The organism is Planotetraspora kaengkrachanensis (assembly GCF_016862895.1).
GTDB classification, from domain to species: Bacteria; Actinomycetota; Actinomycetes; order Streptosporangiales; family Streptosporangiaceae; genus Planotetraspora; species Planotetraspora kaengkrachanensis.
On the sequence record NZ_BONV01000006.1, the window covers coordinates 215939 to 234646 of the forward strand.

Sequence of the window (18708 nt, forward strand, 5' to 3'; positions counted from 1 at the left end):
AGCGCTCACGGCGGTCGGCCGGATCGCGCGCGGCGACGCGGATCCGAAGATGGTGAAGGTCGTCGGAAACGCCCCCGTGAGCGCTCACGGGGGTGCCACAAGGACAGTCGAGATCGCAGGCTCGAAGGAGTTCCCCATGGTCAACGCCTTATCCGGCGACGGCGATCAGGTGAGGAGGCGAAGGCGGCGTACGGTCGCGGCGGCGATCGCCGCGGTCCTCGCCCTCGCTCTGAACATGATCACTATCAGTCCCGCCCGTGCTGATCTGCAGAATCCGCGTCAGGACTTCCTCCGCGATTCGGTCGGAGGCCTGTTCCTGCACTGGGGCGAGCGCACCGCGCCGCAGCACACCGACTGCGCCCAGTGGGAGGCCGACGTCACCGACGGCGGCTGGACCCCCGACTACTGGCTGGACGAGGCGCAGAAGCTGCACACGCAGTACATCGTGCTCGCCACCTTCCACAGCCGCCTCGGCTACGCCCGGCCGTGGCCGTCCGCCATCCCGGGCAGCTGCAGCACCAAGCGGGACTTCCTCGGCGAGCTGATCAACGCGGCCAAGCCGCGGAACATGAAGATCATTCTGTACATGACCGACGACCCGCAGTGGCACACGCAGGGCCTGACGACCGGCGACTGGCTCGACTCGGCCGCGTACTCCGCGTACAAGGGCCATGACGTCGACATCACCACCCGCGACGGGTTCGGCGAGTTCAGCTACGACAACTTCTTCGAGGTCATGGAGCGCTACCCCGACCTCGGCGGGTTCTGGATCGACAACGACAACGCGTACTGGGAGCGCAACCACCTGTACGAGCAGATTCACCAGTTGCGGCCGAACTACACGCTCAGCAACAACAACGAAGACACGCCCGAGATGGACATGGTCAGCAACGAGCAGAAGACCGGCATGTCCCCGGCGTACGACTACCCCCAGGCGGTCTACACGTCGCAGCCGCGGCTCACCGAGGCCGACTTCAAGCTCCCCACGACCGGCAACTGGTGGTACGACGGGGTCGACCCGGCCGTCGACTACCGGGTCTCGCTCGGCCGGCTGATCACCAACGTCGGATCCTCCGTCAAGGTGCTCATGGACGAGCAGGCCATGGTCAACGGCCGCTTCCCGAGCAAGCAGGAGGCGTTCAACGACTTCGCCGACGACTACCTCGACCAGATCTGGGAGTCGCTGAGCGGTGTCGAAGGCGGCGGCTACATGTACGGCGGCCTCGAGCCCGGCTTCTGGAACGACGGCGCGCACGGCGTCACCACGATCAGCCGGACGGACCCGAACCTCCACTACGTCCACGTCGTGACCCCGCCGGCCGGCACCACCACGCTGAAGCTGGGCGACAACGGTTACAAGGTCAAGAGTGTGACCAACCTGCGCACCGGCGCCAAGCTGAAGTTCTCCCAGTCGGACGGCACCCTCGCCATCACCGGGATCTCCGAGTGGGATCAGTACGACACGGTCTTCAAGATCACGACGAAGGGCCGGGAGAAGACCCTCTCCGGGGTCACCGTCACCGCCACGGCGTCGGACGACGGCCACGACGCCGCCGCCGCGGCCGACGGCGACTATCTGACCTACTGGGACAACGACAAGACGTTGCCCGTGTCGCTCGACTTCGACCTCGGCAAGGCCAGGAAGGTCTCCTACATCGGGCTCAACCAGCGTGAGGACTCGGTGAGCTACGCGCGGTCGGCGACCGAGCAGTCGGCCCGCATCCGCGACTACCAGGTGTACGTGAGCAAGGACGGCGTCGACTGGGGCACCCCGGTTCTGAGCGGCACCCTGCCCAGCGAGCGGGGCGTCGAGATCATCCGGCTGCCCGAGACCAAGGCGACCAAGAAGGCCGCCCACGTCCGGCTCGAGGTGCTCAGCACGTACGCCGCCGCGACCGACACCACCAGGTACAAGCGGCTGCGGATCGACGAGGCGTGGCTCGGCGACCGGTTCACCAGGCACGGCAAGCCGATCAAGGATGAAGATGGTGACGGCGGAGGCGTCACCCTGCCGGTCTTGATCGAAGGAGAGAGCGGCGTGCTGAGCGGGTCGGCCAGAGCCGACACCTGCGCGGCCTGCTCGGGCGGCGCGAAGGTGCGCTTCATCGGCAACAACACGTCCAACTACGCGACGTACAACGTCAACATGCCGGCCGCGGGTGACAGGCAGTTGACGATCGCCGGGACGGTGAGCGGCACCCGGTCGTTCTCCGTGAGCGTCAACGGCGGCCCGGCCGTGACGGCGACACTCACCGGCACGACCTTCGACACTCCCATCACGACGACCGTCACGGTGCCGATGAACGCGGGATTCAACACCCTGAAGTTCTTCAACGACACCGCCAACGCCCCTGACCTGGACAGCATCACCATCAGCTGACCAGGCGGCCCGCCCGGAAACCTCCCCTCCGGGCGGGCCGTTGTCAGCCGGCGTCCTCGGTGAGCCGGCGCCACTCGGCGTTCGCCGCGGCGGTCCACCTGGCGTGCTGCCGCCGGAACAGGCTCGCGGCCCGGGCGCCGCTCCAGTGTGCGGGCAGCAGTTCACCGGGCAGTTCGGGATCGTCTGAAGGGAACCTGCGCCAGGAGTGCACCAGCTCGGCCACCCGCACCAGCGGATCGCGGGACGGCCGGCGCGCGAACTCGGCGAGGAACCGCTCGTAACTTCTCTCGATGGCGTCGAGATCCCACGCCTGCCTGACCATCCCCGCCAGTTCTCCCGCCCGGTGCTCCGCGAGGAAGATCTGGGCCTCGTCGAGCACGCCCGCCTCATCGAGGACCCGTTCCGCCTCGGCCGCGCGGTCGCGATGGGTGCTGATCCACACGCCGGGAGCGGGGCTGCCGAAGCCGGCCCAGCCGAGACGGGTACGCAGCAGGTGCCGCGTCGGCCGGTCGCTCTCCGGCACCCGCGCAAGGACGAGCAGCCAGCCGCCGTCCCATTCGCGCTGCAGTCCCCGGAAGCCGTAGATGCGCTCGGCGCCATCGGTGAGCAGGCGTTCCGCGTCCGGGGTCAGGCTCCACAGCGTGCGCCGGCCCACCCGCTCCGAGGCGAGCCAGCCGTCGGCCGCGGTCCGCATCAGCGCCTGTCTGCTCGCCTTCTCCTCGACGCCCAGCCGGCCGAGCACGTCGATGAACGCCGACGTCCACGCCGATCCGCCCGAAGGCAGGACGAACTCGCCGAGCACGGTGAACAGCAGCCCCCGGGCGCTCTCCGCGCCGGCGGCGTGCCTGCGCGACACCGTGGGTGACGCGGCGGCCGTGGTTACCGTGGTGCCCGCGCTTCCCGCGCCGGCGTCGGTCGTGGTCAGGGATGCCGGTGTCGACACTCGATCCTCTCCCGTCGTCCGACGCGACATTCTACGGGCGGCTGACAGCCTGTCGGAGATGTGTAGAAGTTCCCGTCAAAATGCTACAGGCGGTTGACGGATCACAAGATGAGTGTGGAGCATGAGCTGACGGTCGGCATGGTGACGGGAGAAGGATCCATGACCATCACGGCAGGGGCGTCCGGCGCGCCGGAAGACGTGCGGCCGCAGGAGGATCCCGGTCCGCGGTCGGCGGTCGGCTTCCAGACACACCCGTCGCGGTACCGCCACTGGCACCTGTCCGTCGAGGGACCGATCGCGACCCTCACCATGGACGTCGACGAGCAGGGCGGCCTCGTCCCCGGATACGAGCTGAAGCTGAACTCCTACGACCTGGGTGTGGACATCGAGCTGTACGACGCGGTGCAGCGGCTGCGGTTCGAGCACCCCGAGGTCCGCACGGTCGTGGTGACGGGCGGCAAGGAGAAGGTCTTCTGCGCGGGCGCGAACATCCGCATGCTCGCCGCCTCGACGCACGCCTGGAAGGTGAACTTCTGCAAGTTCACCAACGAGACGCGCAACGCGATGGAGGACGCGAGCGCCCACTCGGGCCAGACCTACCTCGCCGCGCTGAACGGCACGGCGTCGGGCGGCGGCTACGAGCTGGCCCTGGCGTGCGAGCACATCATGCTGGTCGACGACCGCTCGTCGGCGGTCTCCCTGCCGGAGTTGCCGCTGCTCGGCGTCCTCCCGGGAACCGGCGGCCTCACCCGGGTGGTCGACAAGCGCCACGTGCGGCGCGACCTCGCGGACTACTTCTCCACCAGGTCCGAGGGGGTCGGCGGCAGGAAGGCCGTGCAGTGGCGGCTCGTCGACGAGGTGGTGCCGCGCCCCAGATGGGAGGAGACGGTCGCGGAACGGGCGGCCGAGTTCGCGCGGACGTCGCCCCGCCCGCAGGACGCGACGGGCGTCGCGCTCACCCCGCTGGACCGGACGCGGACCGCCGACCGTGTCTCCTATCGCCACGTGACCGCCGTCCTCGATCGGGACCGCGGCTGCGCGGAGATCACCGTGACCGGGCCGGACGCCGAACCGCCGCGGACCGTCGCCGGGGTACACGAGCAGGGCGCGCGATTCTGGACGCTCGCAGTCACGCGGGAGCTCGACGACCTCATCCTCGATCTGCGCACCAACGAGACCGAGCTCGGCACCTGGGTCCTGCGCACGAAGGGCGACCCGGCGCTGGTCCTCGCGTACGACGCCCTGCTGCTCGACCACGCGGGCGACTGGCTGGTCAACGAGATCGTGCTGTACCTCAAGCGGACGCTCAAACGGCTGGACGTGACCAGCCGCAGCATCATCGCGCTGATCGAGCCGGGCAGCTGCTTCGCCGGCTCGCTCCTGGAGCCCGCGCTGGCGGCTGACCGCTCCTATCAGCTGTCCGGTGTCTTCGAGGAGGGGGATCCCGCCGCCGAGCCGGCCACGGTCACCGTCGGGCCGATGAACCTGGGGCCGCTCCCCATGGGCAACGGCCTCACCCGCCTCGGCACGAGGTTCTGGGGCGACGCCGACGCGCTCGCCGCGGCCACGGCGAACGCGGGGGAGGCGCTGGAGGCCGAGGACGCCGAGCGGCTCGGGCTGGTCACGTTCGCCCCCGACGACATCGACTGGGCGGACGAGGTGCGCATGGCCATCGAGGAACGGGCCAGCTTCAGCCCGGACGCGCTCACCGGCCTGGAGGCCAACTACCGCTTCGCCGGTCCGGAGACGGTCGAGACCAAGATCTTCGGTCGTCTCGCCGCGTGGCAGAACTGGATCTTCTACCGCCCCAACGCCTCCGGCCCCGACGGCGCGCTGCGCAAGTTCGGCACCGGACAGCGCGCCGACTTCGACAAGAAGCGAGTGTGACGCCGTTGCCCGCCCCCGCCGACTATTCCGAGAAGATCCCCAACAACGTCGATCTGCACGAGGACCGCCGGTTGCAGCGCGCCCTCGAGTCCTGGCAGCCCAACTTCCTCACCTGGTGGGAGTCGATGGGCCCCACGCTCCCCACCGAGGACGTCTACCTGCGCACGGCCGTGAACGTCGGACGCGAGGGGTGGGCCCACTTCGGGCACGTCGCGATGAGGGACTACCGCTGGGGCATCTTCCTCGCCGAACGCGACCGCGACCGGCGCATCGCCTTCGGGCAGCACCGGGGCGAGCCCGTGTGGCAGAAGGTGCCGGGGGAGTACCGCGCCGACCTGCGGCGCCTGATCGTCATCCAGGGCGACACCGAACCGGCGTCCGTGGAGCAGCAGCGCAACCTCGGCGCCACCGCGCCCAGCCTCTACGACATGCGCAACCTGTTCCAGGTCAACGTCGAGGAGGGCCGTCACCTGTGGGCGATGGTCTACCTGCTGCACGCGTACTTCGGCAGGGAGGGCCGCGAGGAGGCCGAGGAACTGCTGCACCGCAACTCCGGCAGCGAGGAGTCCCCCCGCATCCTCGGGGCGTTCAACGAGGAGACCCCGGACTGGCTGTCCTTCTTCATGTTCACCTACTTCACCGACCGGGACGGGAAGTACCAGCTCGGCACCCTCAAGGAGAGCGCGTTCGACCCGCTGTCGCGCACGTGCGAGTTCATGCTCAAGGAGGAGTCGCACCACATGTTCGTCGGCACGACCGGCGTCGACCGCGTCGTCGAGCGGACCGCGCAGCTCATGCTGGAGCACGACACCGACGACGTCGGCGGCCTCGGCGGCATCCCGCTGAACGTGATCCAGAAGTACCTGAACTTCCACTACTCGGTGTCGCTCGACCTGTTCGGGTCGGAGACCTCGACCAACGTGGCCAACTACTTCACCGCCGGGCTGAAGGGGCGCTGGTCGGAGGAGCGCCGCCGCGACGACCACCGCCTGACCGACGACTCGATCATGGTGGACGCGGTCGTCGACGGCCGCATCGGCCAGACAGAGGTGTCCGCGCTCGTCGGGCTGAACAGCGACCTGCGCCGCGAATACATCCGCGACTGCCAGAACGGCGTCAACCGGTGGAACCGCATCCTGGAGGAGGCCGGGTTGCCGCAGCGGCTCCGCCTGCCGCACACCGCGTTCAACCGGCGGGTCGGCGCGTTCTCCGGAATCGAGGTCACCCCCGAGGGGGAGGTGCTCCCGGCAGAGGAGTGGGAACGGCGCAAGGGCGCCTGGCTGCCGACGGACGTCGACAAGACCCACGTCCGCTCGCTGATGCGGCCGGTGCACGAGCGGGGGAAGATCGCGGCCTGGATCGCGCCGCCGCGTCAGGGAATCAACGGCAAGCCGTTCGACTACGACTACGTCCACCTCGCCTGAAGCCGGACGGTGCGCAATGACCGATCTGTTCAACGCCTGCACGTACCTGCTCGACCGGCACGTCGACCGCGGAGACGGCGAGCGCCTGGCGCTGACCGGCGAGCAGGGAGACGTCAGCTACGCCCAGTTGCACGACCGGGTCCGGCGCACCGCCGCCGGGCTGCGCCGCATCGGCCTGCTGCCCGAGCAGCGGCTGCTGATGTTCATGGCGGACTCGCCCGACTTCGTCGTGGTGTTCCTCGCCGCCCTGCGCATCGGCGCCGTACCCGTGCCGGTCTCCACGATGTCGCGCGCCGGCGACCTGGCCGAGTTGCTCCGCGACTCCCGCGCGCGATTACTGGCGTTCTCGCCGGAATACGCCGAGGTCGCCGTGGCGGCCGCCGCGGACGCCCCGGAACTGACCGGACTCCTCGTCCGGGAGGCCGCCTCCGTGGTCGGGGCCGCCGGCCTCCCCGTGCACCTTCTCGGCGACCTCGCGGCCGGCGACGCCGGTGACGTGGTCTACCCGGCCGGCGCGGACTCGCCGGCCTTCTGGCTCTACACGTCCGGGACCACGGGGACTCCGAAGGCCGCGATGCACCGGCACGGATCCATCCGCGTGGTGTGCGAGACCTACGGCAGCCAGGTCCTCGGCATCCGCCCCGGCGACCGGTGCCTGTCGGCGGCCAAGGCGTTCTTCGCGTACGGGCTGGGGAACTCGGTGCTCTTCCCCCTGGCGGCCGGCGCGTCCGCGATCCTCGAGGCCGCGCCCTCACGGCCCGACACGCTGGCTGCGCGCGCCCGGGAGCACGGCGCGACGCTGTTCTTCGCCGGGCCGACGTTCTTCGCGAACATGTTGCGCGCGGGCCTGCCGCAGGACGCGCTGGGCGGGGTACGGCTCTGCGCCTCGGCGGGCGAGGCCCTGCCCGCCGCCCTCTACCAGCGGTGGACGTCGCACTTCGGCGTCGACATCCTGGACGGCATCGGTATGACGGAGATGTTGCACATCTTCCTGTCCAACCGCGCGGGCGCCGTACGCGCGGGCACGACGGGCGTCGCGGTGCCCGGCTACGACCTGCGCATCCTCGACGACGAGGGCCGGGAGGCGCCGGTCGGCACCCCGGGGACGCTGTTCGTCCGCGGCGAGTCCACCGCCACCGGATACTGGTCGCGCTACGCGGCCTCCCGGCAGGTCTTCCAGGGCGAGTGGCTGCGCACCGGCGACACCTACGTCCGGGACGCCGACGGCTACTACACCTGCCTCGGCCGTACCGGAGACATGCTCAAGGCGAGCGGGATCTGGGTCTCGCCCGCCGAGGTCGAGAACCGGCTGCTCGCGCACGAGGCGGTCGCCCAAGCGGTCGTCGTCGCCGCGCGCGACGGCGACGGCCTGGAAAAACCCGTCGCGTACGTCGTGCTGAGCGAGGGGCGTACGGCGGGTGCGATCGAGCTGATCGAGTTCTGCCGCGCGGGCCTGCCGTCGTTCAAACGCCCACGCAAGATCGTCTTCGTCGACGGCTATCCCACCACGGCGACCGGCAAGATCCGCCGTGTCGAGTTGCGGGCCATGGCCGCCGAGGTGCTGCTCGACCCGGCCGAGGAGGTCACGCTGTCGTGAACGTCACAGGAGCCCGTCCCGCCGGCTTGGTCGAGGTGCGCTGATGCTCGACGGCCGTCCGCTCGTCGACGTCCACCTGCACGCCGCGCGGCTGCCCACCCTGAAGCCGGCGTGGCGGCAGTGGGCGCACGACTTCGGCGGGACGCCGGTGCTCGAGCGCGTCTACGACGCGGAGGGCGCCGTCGACCCCGTGCGGTTCGACGCGTACCTCGAGGAAGAAAGGGTCGACATCGCCCTGGTGCTGGCGGAGTACAGCCCCAAGGTCACCGGGATCCAGCCGATCGAGGACCTGCTGCCGCTGACCGGGCACAACCCCGGCCGCGTGCGCGCGATCGCGAACGTCAACCCGCATCTCCACTATCCCGTGGAGGAGGAGCTCCAGCGCCAGATCGAGCTGGGGGCGGTCGCATGCAAGATCCACCCGGTGCACGCGGGCGTGGCCGCGAACGACCGGTCGCTGTATCCCGCCTACGAGTTGTGCCAGTCGCTCGGCATCCCGCTCGTCGTGCACTGCGGCACGAGCATCTTCCCCGGCTCGTCCAATTCCTTCGCCGACCCGATCCATCTGGACGACGTGCTGCGGGACTTCCGCCGGTTGAACATCGCGCTCGCGCACGGCGGCCGCGGCTGGTGGTACGACGCGGCGGCGTTCATGGCGCTGTCCGACGAGCGGGTCTGGATCGAGTTGTCCGGCCTGCCCCCGTCACGGCTTCGGGAGTACTACGCGAGGCACAACTGGGACCGGCTCGTCCGCCGGATGATCTTCGGCACGGACTGGCCCGGCATCCCGGGGATAGCGAAGAACGCCCGGGCGATCGCCGCGCTGTGCCCGGACGAGGAGACCGCCGCCCTCGTCCTCGCCGGAAACGCCGTCCGCGTCTACAACCTCAAACCCACGTGGTGATCACGCCCAGCCACACATGTGGTGATCGCGCGCAGCCGCACACATGTGGTGATCATGCACAGGTTCGCGGATCGGCGGCCTGGGCTGCGTCGACGCATGTGGTGATCATGCGCAAATTCGTAGGAGTACACGTCTACCTGCGGCGACGCCTGTCGTGATCATGCACGATGCATGCCGACGCGCGTACGGCTTGGCCGTGTCGGCCGCATGACGCACGACCTCTGTGCCGCCAGATGCCCTCGCGAGGGGGATTGCCGCCTGCGGGGGCACGGGCCGGCCCGGTGATGACACCGGGCCGGCGGCCCGATGGGTCAGTGCCCGTGGCCCGAGTGGCCGTTGTCGTGATGGTCGTCCTTGCCGTCGTGGCCGTTGTCATGACCCCTTCCGTCATGACCCTTGCCGTCGTGCCCGTTGCCGTGCCCGTTGCCGTGCCCGTTGTCGTGGCCGTGGTCGTCGCGGCCGTGGTGCCAGTCGCGGGAGAAGTCCCGCTTGTTCAGGTCGTGCTGCCGGGCGTAGGAGGTCGAAACGGCCTTCCACTTGCCGCCGGTCCACCGGTAGAACTTGTTTCCGTCGAAGCGGTAGTGCACGCCGTGGCCGGAGCTGTACCAGTCGCCGTGGCCGTTGTAGCGGTACCACCACCGCGTGCCGTCCCAGCGCTGAGTGTTGCTGTTGTGCCGCACCGTCTGATGGCTCGCGGAGACGGTGGCGTGGCTGACGCTCTCGACCGTGGCCGCAGAGGCGGCTCCGCTCGTGGCGAAGACGACCCCTCCTGTGACCGCCAAGGTAGCCGCCGCGGTCGCGAGGCGCCGAGTGATCTTGCTCATGGTCTTTCCCCCTGGTGAGCACGCGGGTCCGGTGGTTCCAGACGTTGCACGTGCTCTCTGTTACGCCTGTGTTAACCGGGCACGGCCGGGGTCAATTCCAATTCATCCCATGATGTGATGATCGTCACGAATGCGTAGCTTTTACCTTTTTGGGGGAATTCGATCGTCGGCGGGAGCGGGCCGCCGTCCATCGCGGCGATCTTGGCATCGCCGACAAATCTCCGGCGACTTTTTCGTCGATCAGATCATCTGTCCGGCCCGGCGAGCCCTGGCAGCGTTGTACGGGGAGCACCCGGCAGGGGCGTCTCCCGGTACGGAAGGAGTCGTCGATGAGAGACGGTATGAACGCCGGCGTGTCGGTCACCGGGCTCGGCGCCACCACGCCGCTGGGCGGAGACGTGGCCTCCACGTGGGGCGGCATGCTGGACGGACGTTCCGGCATCACCCTGGTGGAGGAGGACTGGGCGGCGGACCTGCCCGTCCGCATCGCCGGCCGGATGCGGGTCGATCCCGCGGAGGTGCTGGGCCGGGTGCCCGCCCGGCGGCTGGACCGCTGCCAGCAGGCCGCGCTCGTCGCCGCGCGCGAGGCGTGGGCCGACGCCGGCGCCCCCCAGGTCGAGCCGGAGCGGCTGGCCGTCGTGATCGGCACGGGGGTCGGCGGGGTGCTGACCACGCTCGCCCAGGACGACCTCATGGAGGATTCCGGCCCGCGGAAGGTCTCGCCGTACACGGTGCCGATGCTGATGCCCAACGGCCCCGCGGCCGTGGTCAGCATCGAGTTCGGCGCCCGTGGTGGAGCCCACACGCCGGTGAGCGCGTGCGCCTCGGGAGCGGAGGCGATCGCCATGGGTCTGGACCTCATCCGCCTCGGCCGTGCGGACGTGGTGATCGCGGGTGGCGCGGAGGCGTGTGTACATCCGCTCACCCTCGCCGGATTCGCCCAGGCCAGGGCCTTGTCCAGGCGCAACGACGCACCCGAGGAGGCCTCCCGCCCGTTCGACTCCGGGCGCGACGGATTCGTCCTCGGCGAGGGTGCGGCCCTGGTGGTCCTCGAACGTGAGGAGTTCGCCGCCGCCCGCGGGGCCCGGGTGCACGCCACGCTGGCGGGCGCGGGCACCACGTCGGACGCCCACCACATCACCGCCGCGGACGCGGCCGGCCAGGTGCGCGCGATGAGAACGGCCCTGGCGTCGGCGGGGCTGGACCCGATCGACATCGGTCACGTGAACGCCCACGCCACGTCGACTCCGACCGGCGACCTCACGGAGACCCTCTCGATCACCGAGGCGCTGGGAACCCATCCGGCGATCACCGCCACCAAGTCGATGACCGGGCACATGTGCGGGGCGGCGGGGGCCATGGGCGCGGTCGCCGCGATCCTCGCCATCCGGGACGGGGTGGTCCCGGCGGTCCGGAACCTGGCCGACCTCGACCCCCAGATCAAGCTCGACATCGTCACCGGGAGTCCCCGCCAGGGCCGGTGGAGGGCGGCGGTGGCCAACTCCTTCGGATTCGGCGGGCACAACGCGTCCCTCGCGTTCACCGTGTGATCACTGGCGCCATGCCGGAATGAGGTCCGTGAACTTCACGTTCTTCGCATCGGCGGATATCACGGAATCCCTCGGAGGCATGGGAATGGCGCACGTCAGAGAGCTCTACCTCACGGCGGCAGAATCGGCGGCGAAGCTGCTCGCCGCTCCTGAGGTGGCCGCCGCCTGGCGGGAGCCGAGTGCGCTGCCGAAGCTCAGCGTCAACGGGCTTGCCGGCCATCTGGCCGGGCAGATCTTCGCCCTGCCGAAGGTGCTGGGCGAGCCCGTTCCGATCGAGGAGACCATCCCGATCCACGACTACTACGCGCGGGCGAGCTGGATCGGGTCCGACCTCGACGACCCGTTCAACGTGAACATCAGGACCAGCGGCGAGAAGGACGCAGGCGAGGGCCCCGCGGCGCTGGCGGACCGGGCCGGCGTCGTCGTCAGGGACCTGCGGGCCGCGCTGCCGGCCGCGCCTTCGCGGCCGGTGCGGCGTCCGACCTGGGGGCCCTGGTCGCTCACTCTGGACGACTTCGTGACGAGCCGGCTGCTGGAGATCGTCATCCACTGCGACGACCTGGCCTACAGCGTGGATCTGCCCACGCCCGAACTGCCCAAGGAGGCCGTCGAGACCGTCGTCGACCTGCTGGCGCGGATCGCGATGCGACGGCACGGCGCGACCGGCGTGGTGCGCGCGCTCAGCCGGACGGAGAGGGCGCCCGTCTCGATCTCCGCGCTCTGACGGCCTTGGGCCGGTGGGCTCAGCAGGGGCCCGGTACCGACACGATGGGGTCGTACGGGCGAGGTGCCCTGGCCGGTGCGTCAGGTGGCAGGTTCAGGCAGAAGGTCTTCCCGTCGGACAGCGTCAGAGAAACGAAGTCGGGATCGGCGGGGAACGTCACCGTGGCGCCGGGCTCGACTGAGGCGGCCACCTGCCCGGCGACCGTGCGCGGTTTCCGGGCTTCCGTGAAACTCAGCTGCAGGATTTTCCCCGTGATGATGTTCGCCTTCGCCATGTCGGCACCGGTGTCCTCCGGGACCGATGGTGAGGGAGACGGCCGGGTGATTCTGCGCTGATCGGCTTCCTGGTGGTGAAGGAAGGCCGCGAGGCCACCGGTCAGCGCGAAGACCACCAGCGCGCTTGCCACCCAGCTCATCCGTGTGGCGGCGTAGGCGGCATCGCTCGGCTCAACGGCGTCCGGATTGCGGTGGCGCCACGCGGTGAACGACCACCAGCTCTTCTTCGGGTCGATCAGGGCGACCAGCAACATGACGACCCCGACGGCTGCTCCCGCTATCAGCACCACCCCGGTATCGAAGTCCGCGCCCGGAAAGCCGCCAGGAGGGACATAAGCCACGATCTTGTGCTGCATGATCGGACACTACCTCCGGTCGTCCGGTTCCGATCATGGAGGAGGCAGGGTGCGTGGCCGCGGATTCGCCTACCGTGTCGACCGCGTATGTCGAAACGGCGCGCACGGCTCCGACTGATTCAACGACGGCGCCCGGGCGGGCGATCGATCGAGGGATCGGAGAGCGGCAGAGCATGGATCAGCAGAGATCGGCACAGGGGAAGGGCGCGCGGGCCGTCATGGACTATGAGCGCCACCGCGTTGAGATCGTCGCGCAGACCGGCCTGCTCAGGTCGGCGGTCGCGGGGGCGGACCTGACGGCGCCCGTGCCCTCCTGCCCCGGCTGGAATCTGGGCCAGTTGCTGAAGCATCTGGGCGAAGGCCATCGGTGGGCCGAGACAATCGTCAGGACCAGGGCGACCCGGCCGCCCTCCGACCGGCGGCTTCGCGACCTGCCGGCTGGTCACGAGGAGGATGCGGCCGAGCTCGGCGCGTGGCTCGCCGAGGGCGCGGAGCGACTGGGGGAGACTCTGCGCGACGCCGGGCCCGGTGCGCTGATGTGGACGCCGTTGCCGGGAGAGGGCTCGGCGTTCCTGGCCCGGCGATTCGCACACGAGACGGCCGTCCATCGGGCCGACGCGGCCCTGGCCGTCGGAGTGGAGTACTCCCTGAATCCCGAGGTCGCCCGCGACGGCCTCGATGAGTGGATGAAGCTCGAGTCGCTGCCCCAGGCCTTCGACATCCATCCGGGCAAGCGTGAACTCCTCGGCCCCGGCCGGACCCTGCTCTTCCAGGCGACGGACGGCGACGCGGCGTGGCTGGTCGACCTCACCGGCGACACCATCGCCTGCCGGCGTGCAACGGGCGAGGCCGCCGTCACCGTGCGCGGCCCGTCGGCCGGCCTGCTGCTGGTCCTCTATGGACGGCGGGCGCCGGCCCGTGAGGACGGCGTCGAGGTCCTCGGCGACGCCCACCTCCTCGACTGGTGGCTGAGCCGAGTCGGGTTCGGATCCTAGGCGAGGGGCCGGCCCGGCCGGACGCGCTGGTCCAGTGCCTGCACCCACTTGACCGCGACCGCGGCGACCTGGACCAGCTCGGCACGCAGCCGTTCGGGATCGTTCTCGGCGAACGCCTCCATGACCTCCTCGTACAGGATGTCCCGCCAGGTCGGCAGGCCACGGGCCGCGGCGTCCTCCACCGCCTGCCTGGCCCGGTCGGCCTCGGCCCGGCGCTCCGGTCCGGTGCCGTCGGGGAGCTCCTGCACACCCCACATGGCGTCCTGCGCCGCGCGCTCCACGCTCACGTCCGCCAGCACGCGGGCCAGGGAGCCGGGTGCGCCGTAGTCGCCGGGCTGGGTCATCTCTCCGGTTCCCTTCGCAAGGTGCGCACACGGGCCCGCCGCCCGGTGCATGTCAATGAACCCCCCCGGCGCCGGGCCTCGGCGGGCTGATCCGGCAGGGCGATGGGTACGGCATCCGGATGGGGGGATCCATGGACGACGTCGCAGAGCTCACCCAGCTCGTTCTGCACGAGCGCCAGGCGCGTGACCGCGGGTGGTGGACCCGCATGAACGCGTGCTTTCATCCGGACTCGACGGTCCGCCTGAGCTGGTTCGCGGGCGGCGGGCCGGACTTCGTGGCCGCGTCACGGGAGATGAGCGCCCGAGGGGTCAGGTTCACTCATCGGCTCTGCCCGCCGGTTGTCCATCACTACGGGGACCGTGCCGTCGTCGAGATGCCGGCCGCGATCGAGACGCGCACCGACGTCGACGGGGTGCAGGCGGATCTGAGCTCCTTCGCCCGGCTGCTCTACCGGGCCGGGCGGCACTCCGGCTCCTGGGCCGTCGTGTCGCTGGACGCCGTCTATGAGCGGGACATACTTCTTCCCGCGCTCCCGGGCACGCGGCTCGACCTCGATCCCGCGGTGTTCATGGCCTACCGCCCCAGCTACCGCGTCCTGGCGTACCTGTTCGACCGGCTCGGGTACCGCGTCGCCGACGATCTGTACGGTGACGACGTACCCGGCCCGGTCGAGGAGCTCTACCGTTCGGTGTTCGCCTGGGCGGAGGGCTGATCCGCCGCGGGGACAGCCGGCGTCCTGGCCGTCTCCCTGAGGACGGCCAGGAGGTCCGCGGGCGTGTCGACGACCGAGATGACCTCCGGCGCGGTGAACTCGCCCGGCTCGCCGAACCCCCAGCGGACGGCGACGCTCCGCACCCTGCACTCAGCGGCTCCCGCGACGTCCTCGCGGCGGTCGCCGACCATGACGGTCGCCTCGGGCGGGGCGCCGAGCACGTCGAGCGCGTGACGGATGACGTCGGCCTTGTAACGCCGGGAGCCGTCCAGGGTCGCCCCGGCCACATAGGTGAAGAAGCCGCCGAGCCGGAAGTGTTCCACGATCCTCTCGGCGAAGACCGCCGGCTTGGACGTCGCGACGGCCAGCGTCCAGCCGTCGGCCACGAGGGACTCCAGGACGGCGGGGACGCCGGGGATGACCTCGTTCTCGTACATCCCGACGTCGGCGTACCGTTCCCGGTAGGCCGCCACAGCCGCGTCCACGTCCCGCACTCCGAGCCTCGCGAACCCGTCCCACAGCGGGGGGCCGATGAGTGAGCGGAGGGTCGCGTGGTCCACGTCGTACACCCCCACCGCGGAGAGTCCATGCCGCATGGACCGGACGATTCCGGTCTCGGGGTTCGTCAGCGTGCCGTCGAGGTCGAAAAGGCCGTACCGGGAAGGTGCCATCTGCGGGCGTCCGCTCCTTCGGTCGTCGTGCGAGGAATGCCGGGCGGCGGCCCGGCCTACGCGGTGAGGATACGGATCGGAAGATCGCCGGCCTGCACCGTCCAGCCGTCCGCATGCCGCTCGAGCACGGTCCCGGGGGAGGAGGGCCGGTCGCCGGGGACACCGTACGCGTGCAGGACCGTCTTCTCGATGCCGTCGAGGTGGATCCGCGCCTGCGGAGAGGTGACGTTCAGCGCGGCGACCCTGCGGCGGATGGTCGCGACCGGCTCGGTGAGGTCGATCAGGCGCTCGGCGTCGGTGTAGAACGGCGCCTCCGACGCCTGCGAGGGGTCCTGCGGGATGCCGGGATCCCCGGCGACGGCGCGGGCCGCGCCCTCCTCGAGGCATTCGGCCAGCAGTTCGCTCCACAGCCGCCCCAGCGTCGGGCCGTCGAGGTCGTCCGGCAGCGGGCGCTCGCGCCGGCTCAGTACGGCGCCGGTGTCGAAGTCCTTCTCGGTCCGGTGGAGGGCGGCCCCTACCGTGGTGGCGCCTTCGTAGATCAGTCGCCCCGGGTTGGGCCCGCGTCCGGCCGGCAGCGGCGACGGGTGCAGGTTGAGCGCCCCGTACTTCGGGATGCCGAGGATCTCGGCCGGGATCAGCCGGGGGAACGCGGCGGAGATCACCAGGTCGGGCCGCAGGGAGTCGATCACCGGGGCGGCGACCGAGCGCAGCCGGCCGGTGACGAGGACGTCGGCGTCCCGCGGGAGATCGAGCACGAACGGCGTCGCGTTCTCGTCGTAGCGCTGGTTGGCGCCGGTCGGCGGCGTGACCACCAGGACGATCTCGTGGCCGTGTCGGTCCGCCCAGTCGGCGACAAGCCGGTAACCCGGCAAATATGCATGCATCGCAACAATGCGGAGTTTTGGAGCATTTACGGCATTAGCGGCATTCACGGGCAAAGTCTGTCATGCAACTCAAGGCTTGACGGGGTCGTCCGGGACCGGTGAGACGGACCTCACGCCGGACACGCCGTGGGACAAAATCGTTTGTCCCCGACGACCGCCGTCTGTTCTACTCGCCGGGACAGCCGATCCACCGAGGAGGCGAAATGCGCGCAGCGTGCATGTCCATCCAGCAGGCGAACTCCACTCACCCAAAGGACATGACGCTACGTGAGAACGCTGAACTTGGGGATTTTGGCGCATGTAGACGCTGGTAAGACCAGCCTCACCGAGCGGCTGCTGCACGCCGCCGGTGTCATCGACGAGATCGGCAGCGTCGATGACGGGAACACCCAGACCGATTCGCTGGCGCTGGAGCGGCAGCGCGGAATCACGATCAAGTCCGCCGTCGTCTCCTTCGTCATCGGGGACGTCACGGTCAATCTGATCGACACGCCGGGCCACCCGGATTTCATCGCCGAGGTCGAACGTGTCCTGAGCGTGCTCGACGGCGCCGTGCTCGTGATCTCCGCCGTCGAGGGGGTGCAGGCGCAGACCCGCGTGCTGATGCGGGCCCTGCGGCGGCTGCGCATCCCCACCCTGATCTTCGTGAACAAGATCGACCGCAGGGGTGCGGACGACGCGCACGTCCTGCGTGTCATCGCCGAGACGCTGACGCCGTCCGTCGTCTCGATGGGCTCGGCGTACGGCCTCGGCACGCCCGAGTCCGGCTTCACCGAGTACGGCGCGGCCGACGGCGCGTTCACCACCGCGCTGGCCGACGTCCTGGCCGGAAACGACGACGAGATCCTGGCCGCATACGTCGGCGACAGGCCCCCGGTCCCGTACGGCGGGCTCCGTGCCGAACTCGGCGCGCAGACCGGGCGGGCGCTGGTCCATCCGGTGTTCCTCGGCTCGGCGATCACCGGTGCCGGGGTCGACGCGCTGATCTCCGGACTCACCGAACTGCTCCCCGCGAGGGAGGGCGACGCAGGAGGACCGGTCTCCGGCACCGTGTTCAAGGTCGAGCGGGGTCCGGCCGGGGAGAAGATCGCCTACGTCCGAATGTTCTCCGGAACCCTCCGCACCCGCGACCGGCTGCGCCTGCGCGAGGACGAGCGGAAGGTCACCGCGATCCGCGTCTTCGACCACGGTTCGGCGGTGCCCCGCGATTCGGTCGCCGCCGGGCGGATCGGGCAGCTGTGGGGTCTCTCCGACGTCCGGATCGGTGACCCGATCGGCCTGCCGGCGACGGACTCGCAGGCCCACCATTTCGCGCCGCCCACCCTGGAGACGGTCGTCGTCCCGCGCCTCTTCGGGGAGAAACAGGCGCTGCACGCCGCCCTCGCCCAGCTCGCCGAGCAGGATCCGCTGATCAACCTGCGGCAGGACGACATCAGGCAGGAGCTGTTCCTGTCCCTCTACGGAGAGGTGCAGAAGGAGGTCATCCAGCAAACACTGGCGGCCGACTACGCCATCGACGTCGACTTCCGCGAGACGACCACGATCTGCGTCGAGCGGCCGGTCGGCACCGGCTCCGCCGTCGAGATCCTGGGCAGGGGGGCCGACCCGTTCCTCGCCACCGTCGGGCTGCGCGTCGAGCCGGCCGCCCCGGGCTCCGGCGTGCGGTTCGACCTGGACGTCAAGGTCGAGACGATCCCGCTCTACGTGTACAAGGCCGTCGAGGAGTTCCGCGCGGCGCTCGAGGAGACGGTTCGCAAGACGTTGCGCCAGGGCCTGCGCGGATGGCAGGTAGTCGACTGCGCGGTGACGCTGACGCACTCCGGGTACGCCTCGCCGGAGACCACCGCGAAGGACTTCCGCCTGCTGACTCCGCTGGTGCTCATGAGCGCACTGAAGCAGGCGGGCACCATCGTCTGTGAGCCGATCCACCGCTTCCATCTCGAGGTCCCCGCCGGCACGGTCGGCGCGATCGCCCCTGTCCTGGCCCGGTCGCGCGCCGTGCCGCGGGCGACGGTGACGCGCGGGCCGACGTGCCTGATCGACGGGGACATCCCGGCCGGCCGGGTGCACGACCTGCACCGACGGCTGCGGGGGCTCACCCACGGCGAGGGGGTGATGGAGTCCGCCTTCGACCACTACGAACCGGTCCGCGGGCCGGCCCCGGTCCGGCGGCGGACGGACGACAACCCGCTCAGCCGCGACGAATATCTGCTGCACATCAGGCGGCGGGTCTAGCC

General features: G+C 70.2%; 16 protein-coding genes. 10 read left to right on the forward strand and 6 right to left on the reverse strand.

Going from position 1 to position 18708, the window contains the following annotated elements:
• Window positions 1-136 precede the first annotated feature (136 nt).
• The gene (locus Pka01_RS10815; protein ID WP_203882528.1) at window positions 137-2380 is read left to right on the forward strand and encodes a discoidin domain-containing protein; all 2244 of its coding nucleotides are present in this window, start codon (window positions 137-139) and stop codon (window positions 2378-2380) included.
• Between the two features lie 43 nt (window positions 2381-2423).
• On the opposite strand, the gene Pka01_RS10820 is transcribed toward Pka01_RS10815, so the two are convergent.
• Window positions 2424-3323, reverse strand: coding sequence for a PaaX family transcriptional regulator (locus tag Pka01_RS10820; protein ID WP_239114883.1), 900 nt, complete (start codon window positions 3321-3323; stop codon window positions 2424-2426).
• Between the two features lie 108 nt (window positions 3324-3431).
• Between Pka01_RS10820 and boxC the strand changes: the two genes are divergently transcribed.
• Genes boxC through Pka01_RS10840 form a run of 4 tightly spaced genes read left to right on the forward strand, consistent with a single transcriptional unit; the run spans window position 3432 to window position 9135 of the window.
• A complete protein-coding gene (boxC, locus tag Pka01_RS10825) occupies window positions 3432-5210 on the forward strand; it encodes a 2,3-epoxybenzoyl-CoA dihydrolase (protein WP_239114884.1) in 1779 nt (592 codons plus the stop codon).
• A complete protein-coding gene (gene boxB, locus Pka01_RS10830; protein ID WP_239114885.1) occupies window positions 5207-6634 on the forward strand; it encodes a benzoyl-CoA 2,3-epoxidase subunit BoxB in 1428 nt (475 codons plus the stop codon). The genes boxC and boxB overlap by 4 nt, the downstream gene beginning before the upstream one ends.
• Window positions 6635-6650: 16 nt before the next feature.
• On the forward strand, window positions 6651-8231 hold the full coding sequence (locus Pka01_RS10835) for a benzoate-CoA ligase family protein (RefSeq protein WP_203882530.1): 1581 nt from the start codon (window positions 6651-6653) through the stop codon (window positions 8229-8231).
• 43 nt (window positions 8232-8274) lie between these two features.
• Window positions 8275-9135, forward strand: coding sequence for an amidohydrolase family protein (locus tag Pka01_RS10840; RefSeq protein WP_203882531.1), 861 nt, complete (start codon window positions 8275-8277; stop codon window positions 9133-9135).
• A gap of 311 nt (window positions 9136-9446) precedes the next feature.
• Here Pka01_RS10840 and Pka01_RS10845 read toward each other — a convergent pair whose 3' ends face one another.
• Window positions 9447-9959: a hypothetical protein gene (locus Pka01_RS10845; RefSeq protein WP_203882532.1), complete on the reverse strand. Its 513-nt coding sequence runs from the start codon at window positions 9957-9959 to the stop codon at window positions 9447-9449.
• A 329-nt stretch (window positions 9960-10288) separates the two neighbouring features.
• On the opposite strand from Pka01_RS10845, the gene Pka01_RS10850 reads away from it, so the two are divergent.
• The gene (locus Pka01_RS10850; protein ID WP_373318123.1) at window positions 10289-11509 is read left to right on the forward strand and encodes a beta-ketoacyl-[acyl-carrier-protein] synthase family protein; all 1221 of its coding nucleotides are present in this window, start codon (window positions 10289-10291) and stop codon (window positions 11507-11509) included.
• A gap of 85 nt (window positions 11510-11594) precedes the next feature.
• Window positions 11595-12233, forward strand: a complete 639-nt coding sequence (locus Pka01_RS10855) for a maleylpyruvate isomerase N-terminal domain-containing protein (RefSeq protein ID WP_203882533.1) — start codon at window positions 11595-11597, stop codon at window positions 12231-12233.
• Between the two features lie 19 nt (window positions 12234-12252).
• Here the strand turns inward: Pka01_RS10855 and Pka01_RS10860 are convergent, their stop codons facing one another.
• Window positions 12253-12864 carry a DUF6199 family natural product biosynthesis protein gene (locus Pka01_RS10860; protein ID WP_203882534.1) on the reverse strand — a complete coding sequence of 204 codons (612 nt, stop codon included), beginning with the start codon at window positions 12862-12864 and terminating at the stop codon, window positions 12253-12255.
• A 173-nt stretch (window positions 12865-13037) separates the two neighbouring features.
• On the opposite strand from Pka01_RS10860, the gene Pka01_RS10865 reads away from it, so the two are divergent.
• Window positions 13038-13859, forward strand: a complete 822-nt coding sequence (locus Pka01_RS10865; protein ID WP_239114886.1) for a maleylpyruvate isomerase family mycothiol-dependent enzyme — start codon at window positions 13038-13040, stop codon at window positions 13857-13859.
• On the opposite strand, the gene Pka01_RS10870 is transcribed toward Pka01_RS10865, so the two are convergent.
• Window positions 13856-14203, reverse strand: coding sequence for a hypothetical protein (locus Pka01_RS10870; protein ID WP_203882535.1), 348 nt, complete (start codon window positions 14201-14203; stop codon window positions 13856-13858). The two genes, Pka01_RS10865 and Pka01_RS10870, sit on opposite strands and share 4 nt — an antisense overlap.
• Before the next feature lie 131 nt (window positions 14204-14334).
• Between Pka01_RS10870 and Pka01_RS10875 the strand changes: the two genes are divergently transcribed.
• Complete coding sequence (locus Pka01_RS10875; RefSeq protein WP_203882536.1) at window positions 14335-14916, forward strand: nuclear transport factor 2 family protein; 582 nt, start codon at window positions 14335-14337, stop codon at window positions 14914-14916.
• On the opposite strand, the gene Pka01_RS10880 is transcribed toward Pka01_RS10875, so the two are convergent.
• Together Pka01_RS10880 and Pka01_RS10885 are read right to left on the reverse strand one after the other, a co-directional pair.
• Complete coding sequence (locus Pka01_RS10880; protein WP_203882537.1) at window positions 14883-15587, reverse strand: HAD hydrolase-like protein; 705 nt, start codon at window positions 15585-15587, stop codon at window positions 14883-14885. The genes Pka01_RS10875 and Pka01_RS10880 overlap by 34 nt on opposite strands.
• 56 nt (window positions 15588-15643) lie before the next feature.
• Window positions 15644-16471: a methionyl-tRNA formyltransferase gene (locus tag Pka01_RS10885; protein ID WP_203882538.1), complete on the reverse strand. Its 828-nt coding sequence runs from the start codon at window positions 16469-16471 to the stop codon at window positions 15644-15646.
• A 267-nt stretch (window positions 16472-16738) separates the two neighbouring features.
• Between Pka01_RS10885 and Pka01_RS10890 the strand changes: the two genes are divergently transcribed.
• Window positions 16739-18706, forward strand: a complete 1968-nt coding sequence (locus Pka01_RS10890) for an elongation factor G (protein WP_203882539.1) — start codon at window positions 16739-16741, stop codon at window positions 18704-18706.
• Window positions 18707-18708: the final 2 nt, after the last annotated feature.